Source organism: Paenibacillus sp. FSL H8-0317 (genome assembly GCF_045040685.1).
In the GTDB taxonomy this organism is placed as follows: Bacteria; Bacillota; Bacilli; order Paenibacillales; family Paenibacillaceae; genus Paenibacillus.
The window spans coordinates 2217015-2230251 of record NZ_CP150294.1; the positions used below are offsets into that span (position 1 = coordinate 2217015).

Below are 13237 nucleotides of genomic sequence, written 5' to 3' on the forward strand. Positions count from 1 at the left end.
CAAAATGTAAAAAGTGTGTATTGTTTTACACCGCGTTAACAAATTAGTGCTATGATAGAAAAAGTGTTGTGGCAACAGACAACCTATGAAGAGAGAAGGGGTATCATGGCACAGCGTTTGCTAGTTATTGAAGATGAACCTACATTATCAAGATTACTCACGTATAACCTGACACAGGAAGGTTATGACGTTACGGCAGAGGATCACGGATCTGCAGGATATGATCGGGCCTTGTCCCAGGAATTTGATCTCATTTTGCTGGATTTGATGCTTCCGGGCATGAATGGTCTGGACATTCTGAGCAAGTTAAGAATACAGGGTGTTAGTACACCTGTTATCATTCTGACGGCCAAGAACGGTGAAGCCGAGGTTGTACAGGGACTGAAATCAGGTGCCGATGATTATATTACCAAACCGTTTGGTGTGTCTGAGCTATTAGCCCGAGTGGATGCGGTATTAAGACGTTATTCCAATGGTGAAGATTTACCACAGCTTGAGGACAAGGATGGCTCACGAATTATTCTGGGAGAGCTGGAGATTTATCCTCTGAAATATGAAGTGACATTGGGTGGACAATCCATCAGTCTGCGTCCAAAAGAGTTCGAAGTACTTCTATATTTGGCCAAAAAGCCGGGTGTGGTACTGACAAGGGATGATCTGATGAACGCTGTGTGGGGCTTCGATTATATCGGAGGTCAACGAACCGTGGATGTTCACGTCAGCTCATTACGTAAAAAGCTGGAGCTGGACCCGGAATCGGTTCATATTGATTCGATTCGTGGTGTAGGTTATAAATTGGTTGTCAAAAGAAAAACTCCCCATCATTCAAGTTAGCAATGATCGGGGAGTTTTATTTTACGTTCATTTAACATAAAGGAAGATTTTACTTTACGTAGAGGGAGTAGCATGGACTTATATTAGTGATACTTTGTACCTATACCTCCCACCTCAAGACGGAGCTAATACGTAAAGGAGATTGCGCATTTATGCCCATGTTGCTCGAAGTGAAACCCGACCAGCCTCATGTTGTTTTACATAATGAAGAATTAACGACACCCATAATGGAGCAAACTGAAGTAGCAATAGTTGCTGAAGAGTCTGTAATCCATTTGCATGACTATTATCGTCAGGTACCTGTCGCGGGGGTCCATACGACCTGTGGAGAAGCAGCGACGATGATGAATCAGGATCAGGAGCACCCATGTATTGTATTGTGTGATGAGCAGATGAAACCTACTGGATTGTTAATGCGAGAGACGTTATATCGGATGTTAAATGGCCGTTTTGCCGCAGATCTATTCTACCGTAAGCCGGTCATACAAGTAGTGAATACATCTCCGGTTATAGCAGATATTCATATGGAAGCCTCAACGATTATTGATATCGCACTTGGACGGAATGAACAGCATTTCTACGATTGTCTGCTGGTTACGGAACAAGACAGGCTGCTTGGTGTGCTGACGATGCGTGATGTGATGTCCCTCTCCCGCAGGCTGCAACAGGCTTCATCGGCAGAGCGTGTGCGTACGGTAACCGAGAGCAGACAGGAGATATCGAGAATCAACGATGCAGTCACCAAGCTGGTGCATGCAGCGAATCAGACTGTACATGAAGCACGTGAGATCATGGCATTGTCCAAGCATGGGGAAGAGAGTTTGAAGGACGTTGATGCTTCCTATAACCGGGTACATCAGCATATGGAGAGTCAAGGTCAACATGCAGATCACATGCTGAATTCGATCAAAACAGGCTCAGGCATGGCACAATCCATTCGCTCCCTGGCAGATCAAAGTGGTCTCCTCGCCCTGAATGCTTCCATCGAAGCAGCTCATGCTGGAGAATATGGAAGAGGTTTTCAGATTGTTGCAGGGGAGATTCGAGCGCTCGCAAAACAGACCCGTGAGGTTGCGGGCAACATGTCTTCATTGCTAGAGAATATTGGTGGATTGACCCTTCAGACTGTTGAACTGGTTAAGGCAAGCGGAGCGGAGATTGACGACAGTTCGGTGCATGTCACTGCAGGGGGAGCAACGTTCCGACAACTGAACAGTGCAGTGAGAGATTTGTCTCGTATAGCAGAAGAGATCGCCATGGAAGGTGGGAAAGCTGGAGAAGTTGCAGAGCACATTCGTACGAAGCTGGATGAGATGGTTTCGAATAGTGAGTAAACTATAAGGTAGTCATTAAGGCAGGCATCAGCAATCAGATTGATCCATTAAGCAGATCATGAAGGTTAAGGATGTCTTTTTTACATTCCGTTAACATGAAAGTGATACTGTTTTTACAATGAAAGGGTAGGATATTAAAGATGGCCGAGCAGCGATGAAAGATTATCAGTATCGGTCTCAACGTAAAGGGAGTTTCCGTGTCCCTGCAGCGAAGGAGAAGTGAACATCCATGAAGGACCTCATTCACATTGAAAATCTTAATTTATATTATGATACGCATCACGCGCTTAAAAATATATCGATGGATCTGCCGGAAAAAACCGTTACTGCGTTCATCGGGCCGTCAGGTTGTGGTAAATCGACATTGCTTCGCACGTTAAACCGGATGAATGACATGATTCCGGGTGTTCGTGTGGAAGGACAGGTTATGCTGGATGGCTCTGACATTTACAGTAATGAGATTGAAGTGGAGACACTGCGCAAACGAGTTGGCATGGTGTTCCAACAACCGAATCCTTTTCCAAAATCCATATACGATAACGTGGCTTATGGACCGCGCTTGCACGGGGTAACCCAAAAGGCTGAACTGGATCAGTTGGTGGAACAGAGTCTTGTCCATGCTGCCCTATGGGATGAAGTGAAGGATGTATTGAAAAAGTCGGCACTTAGTCTGTCTGGCGGACAACAACAGCGTCTCTGTATTGCACGGGCGCTGGCTGTACAGCCAGACGTTCTACTGATGGATGAAGCAACGTCTGCACTCGACCCGATCTCCACATTGAAGATTGAGGAACTGGTGAAGGAATTGCATCACAAGTATACGATCGTTATGGTTACCCACAATATGCACCAGGCGGCACGGGTATCTGGACGCACGGTATTTTTCCTGAATGGTGAAGTGGTGGAGGCAGCTGATACGGAGACGTTATTCTCCACACCGCAAGATTCCCGGACCGAGGATTATATATCTGGAAGGTTCGGTTAAGCGAGCTGAATTGGAATGATCCCGGCATACCCGGAGATGATGGATAAGGAGGACATGAAATCTATGATTCGCAGAAAAGAATTTGATCAGGAGCTTGAAGAGCTGCGTACCTTGCTCAAACAAATGGGTGAACATGTAGGAGCAGCATTGGATGGTGCTATTGAGAGTTTACAAACGATGAACGCGGAGAAAGCTCAGGTCATCATCAAGAATGATGCGAATCTGAATGCCCTTGAAGACAAAATTATGGAACTTGGCTCCAAACTGATCATCACACAACAGCCGGTGGCAAAGGATCTCAGACGTATTATCGTGGCATTCAAAATCTCCAGTGATCTGGAGCGTATGGGAGATCTTGCGCTCGACGTGGCGAAGGTGACACTCCGGATGGATGGACAGAAGCTGATTAAACCGCTGGTGGATATCCCGCAAATGGCAGAAATCGTGAAATCCATGGTCGATGAATCCATCGAATCTTTCCTGAAAGAAAACACAGACCTGGCCTATAAAATGGCTCAAACGGACGATCAGGTAGACCAACTGTATAGCCACATGATCAGTGATCTCTACACGTTAATGACGGAGCATCCTAATCAGGCTTCACAGGCTATGCTGCTGATGATGGTTGGGCGTTATATTGAACGTATTGGTGATCATGCAACCAACATTGGTGAGAGCACGGTGTACCTGGTGACAGGTAAACGTCCGGATCTGAATCAATAGAAGAGCATTGCTTTGGAATTGGGGAATCAGTACTGATAAAGTAATGCAATCATATGAATGGAAAAGGACTTTCTCTCAGGTAGGCTGCGTACAGCTGTCTGCGGAGAAGGTTCTTTTTTTTGCAATTAAAAATGAAGTGAAAAGAGGCTATTCTTTTTGATGTGACAGGTGGGTATGGTATCATGAGAGTAGATGTAATTTGAAGAGGTTGACCATATAATACGCGAGGTGCTGGAATGGACAAGTTTATTCTCATAGATGGAAATAGCATTATTTACAGGGCGTTTTTTGCAATGCCGCCTCTGACCAACTCGAAAGGTCTGCATACCAATGCGGTATATGGCTTCACTACGATGCTGCTGAGATTGCTTGAAGAGCATAAACCTACACATGTCATGGTTGCATTTGATGCAGGCAAAATCACGTTTCGCCACGAAGGGTATCAGGAATACAAGGGTGGACGGGAGAAAACACCGCCAGAGTTGTCAGAGCAATTCCCTTTGCTCAAAGAGCTGCTGAAAGGACTTGGCATTGCTCAGTTTGAACTCGCTGGATTCGAAGCGGATGACATCATTGGAACGTTAACCAAACGGGCAGATGAAGCGGGCAGACAGGTGCTGGTTGTATCGGGTGACAAAGATATGCTGCAGCTTGCTTCCGAACATGTACATATCGGGCTGACGCGTAAAGGGGTAACCGATATTGAGCTGTACGATCCTGCTCAGATTAAAGAGCGTTATGGTCTGACGCCGCTGCAAATCATTGATCTCAAGGGTCTGATGGGCGATGCGTCCGATAATATTCCGGGTATTCCCGGGGTTGGAGAGAAGACAGCGTTGAAGCTACTGCACCAGTTCGGATCGGTAGAAGATGTGCTGAACGGCACAAGTGAACTGAAGGGCAAGATGAAAGAGAAGATTGAGGCACACGCCGAAGATGCCCGGATGAGCAAACAACTTGCGACGATTCACAGGGAAGTTCCGCTGGAGCAGACGTGGGAGGATATGCAATTTGCTGGATTAAAAGAAGAACATGCTGGCCCTGCACTAGCTAAGCTGGAATTCAAATCTCTGCTCGAACGCCTGTCGTTCAGTGGCAGTATTGGTTCTGAACAGGAAGCGGTTCCTGCTGCCGAAGTTGAATCCTCCATTGCAACAGAGGACAACATCAGTGAGCTGTTCAGTTCACTGGATTCCATTGATGTACTCCACGTGGAGACACATGGGGATAACCCTCACCAAGCGAAATTGATTGGACTAGCTCTAGGTTCTGCTGGAACATATACGTTCATATCTCCCGAATTGCTTCATTCCGAGGCTGCGGCTCCAGTGCGGGCATGGCTTGGTAATTCAGACCAGCCAAAGCGCGGTTATGATCTTCATCGTGTAGACCTGGCCCTGCATGCACATGGCATCGAATTCGCTGGTGCGTCATTTGATGTACAACTGGCTGCGTATTTGCTTGATCCAACGGAATCCAACCAGACGATTAGTGGACTCACGACCAAGTATGGTCTGCCGTCGCTCGTAGAGGATGACACGGTTATGGGGAAAGGCGCTAAGTACAAGGTACCGGAAGTGGAGATCTTGGGTGATTTCCTGTGCCGCAAAGCTGCCGCAGTAGCAGCCATTATTCCACTTCAGGAGCAGGTGTTGGAAACCGATGAGATGAATTCGCTGTTCCATGAACTGGAGATGCCGTTGTCACGCATATTGGCGGACATGGAGAAACAGGGCATCAAGGCCAATACAGCCGATCTACAGGCTTTGGGCAGTGAGTTTGAAGAACAGATCAGCAGGTTGATGGCTGAGATCTACAAGCTGTCAGGAACGGAATTTAATCTGAATTCACCAAAGCAACTGGGTGAGATTTTATTTGATAGACTGGGCTTGCCGGTGGTGAAGAAAACAAAAACGGGTTATTCCACAGATGCGGAAGTATTGGAGAAATTGGCTCCTTATAATGATGTGGTCAAGCATATTCTGCAATATCGTCAGCTTGCCAAGCTGCAATCCACTTATGTGGAAGGATTGCTCAAAGAGATATCCAATCGTGATGGCAAGGTGCATACGTATTATCGTCAGACCATTGCTGCAACAGGACGACTTAGCAGTCAATTTCCGAACTTGCAGAACATTCCGATTCGGATGGAAGAAGGTCGCAAAATCCGGAAGGTATTTGTTCCTTCCGAGCCTGGATGGTCCATTTTGGCAGCAGACTATTCCCAGATTGAACTGCGTGTACTGGCCCACATTTCGGACGATGAGCGCTTGAAGGAAGCATTTGTCAATGATATGGATATTCATACAAAGACCGCTTCGGATGTATTTGGCGTGAAGCCTGAGGATGTGGATGGGGATATGCGTCGTTCCGCCAAGGCAGTTAACTTTGGTATCGTGTATGGCATAAGTGATTATGGTTTATCACAGAACCTGCATATCACACGTAAAGAGGCCGCGCAGTTTATTGATCAGTATTTTGAAGTCTTCCAGGGTGTACGCCGATATATGGATGACATTGTGAAGGAAGCTCGCCAGGATGGTTACGTCAAAACGTTATTGGAACGACGTCGCTACCTGCCAGAGATTAATGCCAGCAACTTTAATTTGCGTTCCTTCGCAGAGCGCACGGCGATGAATACACCGATTCAGGGAACAGCGGCAGATATCATCAAGCTGGCCATGGTACAGATGGATGAAGCGCTGCGGGAACGCAAGTTGAAGAGCCGTATGTTGCTTCAGGTGCACGATGAACTTGTATTCGAAGTGCCTGCGGATGAATTGGAACTGATGAAAGAGTTAGTCCCTTCTGTTATGGAAAAAGCATTGGAACTGTCGGTTCCGCTGAAAGCAGAAGTCAGCTTTGGTGATAACTGGTACGAAGCGAAATAAATCAAGCACTGCGCGGTTTTTCCGGTATTTTACAATAGACCCTTCCATGTTCGAGATATAAGAAAAGGGTCCCGCTGAGCGCCATCTTCCGTTATAATATAGGGGAGGTGAGAACATCATGCCGGAATTACCGGAAGTCGAAACAGTCAGAAGAACATTGAATCAACTTATTGTGGGCAAAACGATTGATCATGTTACCGTTAGCTTGCCGCGGATTATTCAGCGGCCGGACGACATAGATGCATTTGCAATGGAACTCGCGGGACATACCGTCATTGGGGTGGAGCGCCGCGGCAAGTTTTTGCGTATTTTGCTGGACGGGCTGGTGCTTGTCTCCCATCTGCGGATGGAAGGAAGGTACGGTGTGTATGAGCAGCATGAAGATGTGGAGAAACACACACATGTGATCTTCCATTTTAACGATGGTACGGAATTGCGTTATAAGGACGTGCGTCAGTTTGGTACGATGCATCTGTTTAATGCAGGTGAGGAACTGGTGTCCAAACCTTTGCTGAAGCTGGGACTGGAGCCGCTTGATCCAGCCTTTACGGTAACTGCATTCCGCGAGGCGGTTGGCAAGCGTACAACCAAAATCAAGGCTGTACTTTTAAATCAGGCATATGTGGTCGGTATCGGGAATATTTATGTGGACGAGGCTCTATTTCGCGCAGGTATCCATCCCGAGACCATTGCCAAGACACTGACCGAAGCTCAGTTAACGGTGCTCCATGAAGCGATTGTGGCTACGTTGCAAGATGCAGTGAATGCAGGTGGATCTTCCATCAAGTCCTATGTGAATGGACAGGGTGAGATGGGGATGTTCCAGCATCAACTGAAAATCTATGGACGCAAATCAGAACCTTGTACAACTTGTGGTACGTTAATTGAAAAAACGGTGGTTGGTGGCCGTGGAACGCATTTTTGTCCGAACTGTCAGCTGCTGTAACATGAACTGAATGAACGAAATGATGAAATCATAGCACCCTTGGATTCCTCCCTCCATATACTGATATGGCAGAAATAAGCGGGCGTATACCCATACTGGCATCTTCAGTTGGCACGAGTACCGCACAGAGGAGGAGTCCGGGGTGCTGCATCATTTTATTTCATTGCTGGCGCTTGCTTTGGCGCTTAGTTTAGATGGTTTTGGAGTCGGGATTACATATGGGTTACGGAGGACTAAGATTCCCCTGTTATCTATCGCTGTTATTTCGATCTGTTCGGGATTGGTTATTGCCTTGTCGATGCAAGTAGGTGTGTTGTTGTCCCATGTGGTGTCACCGGATATCGCTTCGATTGTGGGAGCCGTTATATTGATAGGTATTGGTGCATGGTCACTATTGCAACTTATTCGAAAGCAAGGCAAAGAACAGCAGGAAACAGACACTGGAACGAGTGGGGAAACAGAAGCAACGGTAACTGGGGTGGGAGAAGCACAAGAGAGACTGTCGGATTCAAAGGGCAGGAATCAGGTGCTCGCACTGGATCTGGAGCAGTCGGCTTCAAGTGGATCACTGGAACGAATGGTATTTACACTGGAGCTGCGCAAGCTGGGCGTTGTCATTCAGATCCTTCGCAGTCCCTCCAAGGCGGATATGGATAACTCGGGAAGTATATCTGCCCAGGAAGCGATGTGGCTTGGTATTGCCTTGTCTCTGGATGCGTTTGGGGCAGGATTGGGAGCGGCACTTCTAGGATTCCCTACACTGTGGACGGCACTCATTATTGCGCTGTTTAGTGGAGCGTTTCTGTCACTCGGCATGAAGGTTGGCCTACGATTCTCAGCTCTGCGCTGGATGCGAAGACTGTCTGTATTGCCAGCGCTAATGTTAATGATTATGGGAATAATGAAGCTGTTATGAGGTGAAACGATGAATATAGGCTTAACCGGCGGGATCGCGACAGGCAAAAGCAGTGTTTCCGCCTATCTCGCCAGTAAGGGAGCGTTGCTCATCGATGCAGACGTTATTGCCCGGGAAGTTATGATGCCCGGGCATCCCGTGTTGGCCGCCGCTGTTAAGCGGTTTGGACAAGCCATACTGAACGAAGATGGAACACTGGATCGGAAAAAGCTTGGAAGTATTGTTTTTCAACAACCAGAGGAACGAAAGGCATTGGAGGCGATCACACATCCGGCGATCCGAAGAGAGATGCGTGAACGGGCTGCTGCATACGCGTTGCAGTATCCGGATAAACTTGTGGTATCTGATATTCCTTTGCTCTACGAATCAGGTCTGGAGGACGGTTTCGAGGAAGTCATGGTTGTATATGTCCCGAGATCGGTACAACGAGATCGCTTGATGAGTCGGGATGGAATGACTGCAGCACAGGCCGAGGCTCGAATGGATGTACAGATGGATATTGAGCGCAAAAAACAGCTGGCAGACATTGTCATCGATAACAGTGGCTTATGGTCTGCGACGGAGCAGCAAATTGACTCATATCTACGGCCTAAGGGTTTGTTATGAGAATATTGCGTAAGAAACGTGTACTGCTGTTGATGTTTGTGTCCTTTGTACTGGTGTTATTTCTGAATACAAACTGGATGGCATGGTTCTATCCCATACATTATAAGGAAGAGATCCGTGCCCAATCTCAGAGTTATGAGGTTGATCCGTTTCTGATTGCTTCCATTATCAAGGTGGAGACTAATTTTAAGACAAGCAAGGAATCCAAGCGAGGTGCCATTGGGCTCATGCAACTGATGCCGGACACGGCGAATTGGATACTGGAACAAGCCAAAATTCCCGACACTTCGCTGGAGGAATTGAAGCACGAGCCTGAACGAAATATTCAATTAGGCACATGGTATCTGCGGAATCTATCCGATCAATTCGATGGCAATGAAGCGGTCATGATCGCTGCCTATAATGCGGGTCCAGGCAAAGTGAACAGTTGGCTCAGAGATGGTGTGTGGGATGGCTCGTTCGATACGGTGAAAGATATTCCGTTTGGTGAGACGCGTCACTATGTACAAAGAGTCATTTACTATTATAATCAGTATGTAAAGATCTATAATACGTTCTAAGTATATAAGTAGAAGCACAGAGCAGGCCGGTTAATCACCGGCCGCTCCATGCTCCTCTGTGTAGCGTATTACGATGCAGATATTATTGGTATTGACCTGCCAATTGCTGTTCTGCAATTGTTACCAGACGCTTCGTGATGTATCCACCGATCGAACCGTTCTCGTAAGAAGTCATGTTACCTTGGTATCCGTCTTGTGGGATGCTGATTCCGAGTTCTTGAGCAACTTCATATTTCATTTGCTCGAGTGCTGCGGAAGCTTTAGTTACCACCAGGTTGTTGGAGTTACCATTGCTTTGTGCCATTGCTGTTCACCTCCTCGCGGGTTGGTAAAAGTATTATGTGTCGGCAATGCATTTTTCATTACAAAATCAAGACAGGGAATATGTGGTAAAAAGTAAAACGTGGGAAGTGATCTGAGTTGAAGTGTCCTTATTGCGGTTATATGGGTACCAAAGTGCTTGATTCGCGTCCGGCCAACGAGGCAAAATCCATTCGTCGTCGCCGTGAGTGTGAGCAGTGTGCCCGAAGATTTACAACGTTTGAGATGATTGAGGAGACTCCACTGATTGTCATTAAAAAAGATGGTAGCCGGGAAGAGTTCAGCCGGGACAAGATTCTCCGCGGGCTTATTCGTGCCTGTGAGAAACGTCCAGTCTCCGTAGAGACCCTGGAGATGATGGTATCTGAAGTGGAGAAATCGCTGCGTAATACAGCCGATGCTGAAGTGGAGAGTCGCCAGATTGGTGAGCTATTGATGGAACAGTTGTTTCCAGTCGATGAAGTGGCGTATGTCCGTTTTGCGTCGGTTTACCGCCAGTTCAAAGATATCAATATGTTCATGAAAGAACTGAAATCCCTGTTGTCCAAAGACGATCTGGAGGATTAGTGAAGTGGGAAAAGGGAGAAGAGCAGTCTGGAGTTCCAGTCCGTGTGTACCAGAGAAATCGGTTGTTCTTCTCCAAGCACTTTGGATCTTGAAAAAGTGATTGACAGCGAAAGCTGGATTTTATATGATATAGGAGTCGCCTGTGGAACGTAGCAGTGCTGACAAGTTATCTATTTCATATCCTGGGGCCTTAGCTCAGCTGGGAGAGCGCATCGCTGGCAGCGATGAGGTCAGGGGTTCGATCCCCCTAGGCTCCATAATCAAGAACGCCATCACGTCATGTGATGGCGTTTTTTTGATGTGAAAATAGGGACTATCACTTAGTAAAGGTATAAGGATCGGATATTATTCAATAACTCTTATGTTTATTAAAAATAACAGACTATATGTATACCCTTGTTTAATATATAATTGATTAATAACATACACTGAGGAGATGAAAGTTAGTGAAGAACTGGAAGAAGAAGATAGGATTGAGTAGCCTGATTGTAATTATGGCTATAACATTTTTTGGATTTCAAAAAGAAGCTTTGGCCGCTACTGTTGGAAGTAGCCAATTAAAACAGGCCGAAGCTGGGTGGAGTCGAATTGTTGACAGAAATCCCCTAATCACCTACACAGGAACATGGACAAAGTATGATAACACTTTGTATAGTACAGGCTCTGCATCCGCTGCATTGACAAATGAGGCAACGGCTTCTTTTTGGTTTAAGGGAGATAAACTAAGAGTAATTGGATCAAGAAATATGAATAAATCTAAAGTTATGAAAATTCAGATTGATGAAACTACATATTTATTTTCTGCTTATGGAAATGCCCAAACTGATACGCTTTTATTCCAAAAAACTGGATTAGATAATAAAGATCATCAAGTAACGTTGATATATCAAAAAGAAGACTCAACGGATTTTGTTCTGAGCGCAATCGATATTAGTAGTAGTGGAGCGTTAATTCCGGCTCCTACACCAGAACCAACTCCAGAACCAACTCCAGAACCAGAACCAGAACAACCAAACGGTGGTCGTGCTATTTTGGTGGTTACGATGGATACTGGCCTTGAGAAGGAGTTCGATCTGAGTATGGAAGAGGTCAAAAGTTTTATTGCCTGGTATGAGAACAAACAAGCTGGAAGTGGTACAGCTTCCTATGCTATTGATAAACATGATAACAATAAGGGGCCGTTCAAGAGTCGTAAAAATTATGTGATTTTTAATAAGATCTTAAACTTTGAAGTGAGTGAGTATAATACAGCCCAATAAACATCTTTTTTATTATTACTTGAATAACAATCGTGGAGGAGCGCATCGCTCGCAGCGATGAGGTCAGGGGTTCGATCCCCCTAGGCTTCATAGTCAAGAACGCCATCACGTCATGTGATGGCGTTTTTTTGTTGTGTTAACGAACCACGATACTCCGTAAACTCTTGAACTTATTTCAAGAGAAGGAGCGAAGATACTAATATTCTTTTTTAAATTGACGGATTGTAATATGAAGTGCGACACCCTACTGAAATAAAAAAATGGCTCACAGCCTGATTCGTGTAGAATGAAAGTTACCACACCAGCATTCACACAAGGAGAATCAGTCCATGAGTTATTCACATCTTAGCATAATCGAACGCAGCAAGCTAGAAATCCTCCACAGACAAGGCAAAAGCTCAAGAGCTATTGCAAAAGAACTGGGGAGACATTCGTCCACGATTTGCCGCGAACTAGATCGTGCTAATTCATCGTATCCCTATCAGGCAGAACACGCTCAGAACGCTTATGAGAAGCGTCGTCAATCCTCTGTTTCTTCAGGTAAATGGTCAAGCACCTTAGCTGCTTCACTGGAGGAAAAACTGAAGGCAACGTGGTCTCCGGAACAGATCAATCAACGCTTCCGTACCGAAGGCTTGCAAGCAGTATCCTTCAAAACGATCTATCGCTGGATCTACGCAGGTCGACTGGTTCAAGGCACGTTACAGGTTCTTCGGCACAAAGGAAAGCGTCAGAAACCCGCAGAAACTCGCGGTAAATTTGCCATTGGCAGATCCATTTCGGATCGTCCCCAAGAGGTTCGTTCTCGTGAAACGTTTGGGCACTGGGAACTGGATACCGTCGTATCTAGTCGTGGGAAAAGTAAAGGATGCATAGCCACGCTCATTGAACGCAAAACCCGTCTATATACCGCCATTCTCATGCCTGATCGCACTGCTCTGTCTATGGAAATTGCGCTTGGTGTAGCCATCTCACAGTATCCCACAGGCACTTTCCTCACAGCCACGGCTGACCGGGGAAAGGAGTTTGCATGCTATGCCAATCTGGAAACAAGCCATGACCTGCACGTTTATTTTGCTGATCCATATTCGTCTTGGCAACGCGGTTCCAATGAGAATGCGAATGGATTGCTTCGAGAGTTTTTCCCGAAAGGCACCGATCTCGCTCAAGTCGAGGATGAAGATCTTGCCAGTTCACTAGATCTAATAAACCACAGACCACGAAAATGCTTGGGTTGGAGAACCGCTCACGAATCTTTCACAGAGGAACTGTCGCACTTGGTTTGACAATCTGTC

General features: G+C 46.2%; 13 protein-coding genes and 1 tRNA gene. 13 read left to right on the top strand and 1 reads right to left on the bottom strand.

Translation table 11 applies throughout. From position 1 onward, the window contains the following. Window positions 1-105 precede the first annotated feature (105 nt). From MHB43_RS10540 to MHB43_RS10580, 9 genes are all read left to right on the top strand, one after another. Entirely contained in the window at window positions 106-834 is a 729-nt protein-coding gene (locus MHB43_RS10540; RefSeq protein ID WP_036609823.1) for a response regulator transcription factor, read from the top strand. Window positions 835-986: 152 nt separating this feature from the next. After that, complete coding sequence (locus tag MHB43_RS10545; RefSeq protein WP_405131928.1) at window positions 987-2168, top strand: methyl-accepting chemotaxis protein; 1182 nt, start codon at window positions 987-989, stop codon at window positions 2166-2168. A gap of 229 nt (window positions 2169-2397) precedes the next feature. Next, the gene (gene pstB, locus MHB43_RS10550; RefSeq protein ID WP_221823161.1) at window positions 2398-3153 is read left to right on the top strand and encodes a phosphate ABC transporter ATP-binding protein PstB; all 756 of its coding nucleotides are present in this window, start codon (window positions 2398-2400) and stop codon (window positions 3151-3153) included. A gap of 63 nt (window positions 3154-3216) precedes the next feature. Then, the gene (gene phoU / locus MHB43_RS10555) at window positions 3217-3876 is read left to right on the top strand and encodes a phosphate signaling complex protein PhoU (protein ID WP_101313351.1); all 660 of its coding nucleotides are present in this window, start codon (window positions 3217-3219) and stop codon (window positions 3874-3876) included. A gap of 236 nt (window positions 3877-4112) precedes the next feature. Next, window positions 4113-6767 (top strand): DNA polymerase I, encoded by a 2655-nt coding sequence (polA, locus tag MHB43_RS10560; protein ID WP_405131929.1) that lies wholly within the window; start codon window positions 4113-4115, stop codon window positions 6765-6767. Between the two features lie 118 nt (window positions 6768-6885). Next, window positions 6886-7713, top strand: coding sequence for a DNA-formamidopyrimidine glycosylase (mutM, locus tag MHB43_RS10565; RefSeq protein WP_036669994.1), 828 nt, complete (start codon window positions 6886-6888; stop codon window positions 7711-7713). Window positions 7714-7855: 142 nt separating this feature from the next. Then, window positions 7856-8629 (top strand): manganese efflux pump, encoded by a 774-nt coding sequence (locus tag MHB43_RS10570; RefSeq protein ID WP_405131930.1) that lies wholly within the window; start codon window positions 7856-7858, stop codon window positions 8627-8629. Window positions 8630-8638: 9 nt separating this feature from the next. Then, window positions 8639-9235: a dephospho-CoA kinase gene (gene coaE, locus MHB43_RS10575; RefSeq protein ID WP_339307715.1), complete on the top strand. Its 597-nt coding sequence runs from the start codon at window positions 8639-8641 to the stop codon at window positions 9233-9235. Continuing rightward, window positions 9232-9795: a lytic transglycosylase domain-containing protein gene (locus MHB43_RS10580; protein WP_036609809.1), complete on the top strand. Its 564-nt coding sequence runs from the start codon at window positions 9232-9234 to the stop codon at window positions 9793-9795. Before coaE ends, MHB43_RS10580 begins: the two co-directional genes overlap by 4 nt. 82 nt (window positions 9796-9877) lie before the next feature. On the opposite strand, the gene MHB43_RS10585 is transcribed toward MHB43_RS10580, so the two are convergent. Next, entirely contained in the window at window positions 9878-10099 is a 222-nt protein-coding gene (locus MHB43_RS10585; RefSeq protein ID WP_017689472.1) for an alpha/beta-type small acid-soluble spore protein, read from the bottom strand. 116 nt (window positions 10100-10215) lie between these two features. Between MHB43_RS10585 and nrdR the strand changes: the two genes are divergently transcribed. From nrdR to MHB43_RS10605, 4 genes are all read left to right on the top strand, one after another. Further along, on the top strand, window positions 10216-10683 hold the full coding sequence (nrdR, locus tag MHB43_RS10590) for a transcriptional regulator NrdR (protein WP_036609807.1): 468 nt from the start codon (window positions 10216-10218) through the stop codon (window positions 10681-10683). Window positions 10684-10867: 184 nt separating this feature from the next. Continuing rightward, window positions 10868-10940: transfer RNA gene (locus tag MHB43_RS10595), tRNA-Ala, on the top strand. A 189-nt stretch (window positions 10941-11129) separates the two neighbouring features. Further along, window positions 11130-11942 carry a bacterial surface protein gene (locus MHB43_RS10600; RefSeq protein ID WP_339183686.1) on the top strand — a complete coding sequence of 271 codons (813 nt, stop codon included), beginning with the start codon at window positions 11130-11132 and terminating at the stop codon, window positions 11940-11942. Between the two features lie 329 nt (window positions 11943-12271). Further along, window positions 12272-13228: an IS30 family transposase gene (locus MHB43_RS10605; protein ID WP_405131931.1), complete on the top strand. Its 957-nt coding sequence runs from the start codon at window positions 12272-12274 to the stop codon at window positions 13226-13228. The last annotated feature ends 9 nt before the right edge of the window (window positions 13229-13237 follow it).

What these genes read in the sequence shown, in the direction of transcription:
- phoU (WP_101313351.1), top strand. Translation starts at nt 3,217, where the DNA reads ATGATTCGCAGAAAAGAATTTGATCAGGAGCTTGAAGAGCTGCGTACC.
- MHB43_RS10605 (WP_405131931.1), top strand. Translation starts at nt 12,272, where the DNA reads ATGAGTTATTCACATCTTAGCATAATCGAACGCAGCAAGCTAGAAATC.
- coaE (WP_339307715.1), top strand. Translation starts at nt 8,639, where the DNA reads ATGAATATAGGCTTAACCGGCGGGATCGCGACAGGCAAAAGCAGTGTT.
- MHB43_RS10540 (WP_036609823.1), top strand. Translation starts at nt 106, where the DNA reads ATGGCACAGCGTTTGCTAGTTATTGAAGATGAACCTACATTATCAAGA.
- polA (WP_405131929.1), top strand. Translation starts at nt 4,113, where the DNA reads ATGGACAAGTTTATTCTCATAGATGGAAATAGCATTATTTACAGGGCG.
- MHB43_RS10585 (WP_017689472.1), bottom strand. Translation starts at nt 10,099, where the DNA reads ATGGCACAAAGCAATGGTAACTCCAACAACCTGGTGGTAACTAAAGCT.
- pstB (WP_221823161.1), top strand. Translation starts at nt 2,398, where the DNA reads ATGAAGGACCTCATTCACATTGAAAATCTTAATTTATATTATGATACG.
- MHB43_RS10545 (WP_405131928.1), top strand. Translation starts at nt 987, where the DNA reads ATGCCCATGTTGCTCGAAGTGAAACCCGACCAGCCTCATGTTGTTTTA.
- MHB43_RS10580 (WP_036609809.1), top strand. Translation starts at nt 9,232, where the DNA reads ATGAGAATATTGCGTAAGAAACGTGTACTGCTGTTGATGTTTGTGTCC.
- mutM (WP_036669994.1), top strand. Translation starts at nt 6,886, where the DNA reads ATGCCGGAATTACCGGAAGTCGAAACAGTCAGAAGAACATTGAATCAA.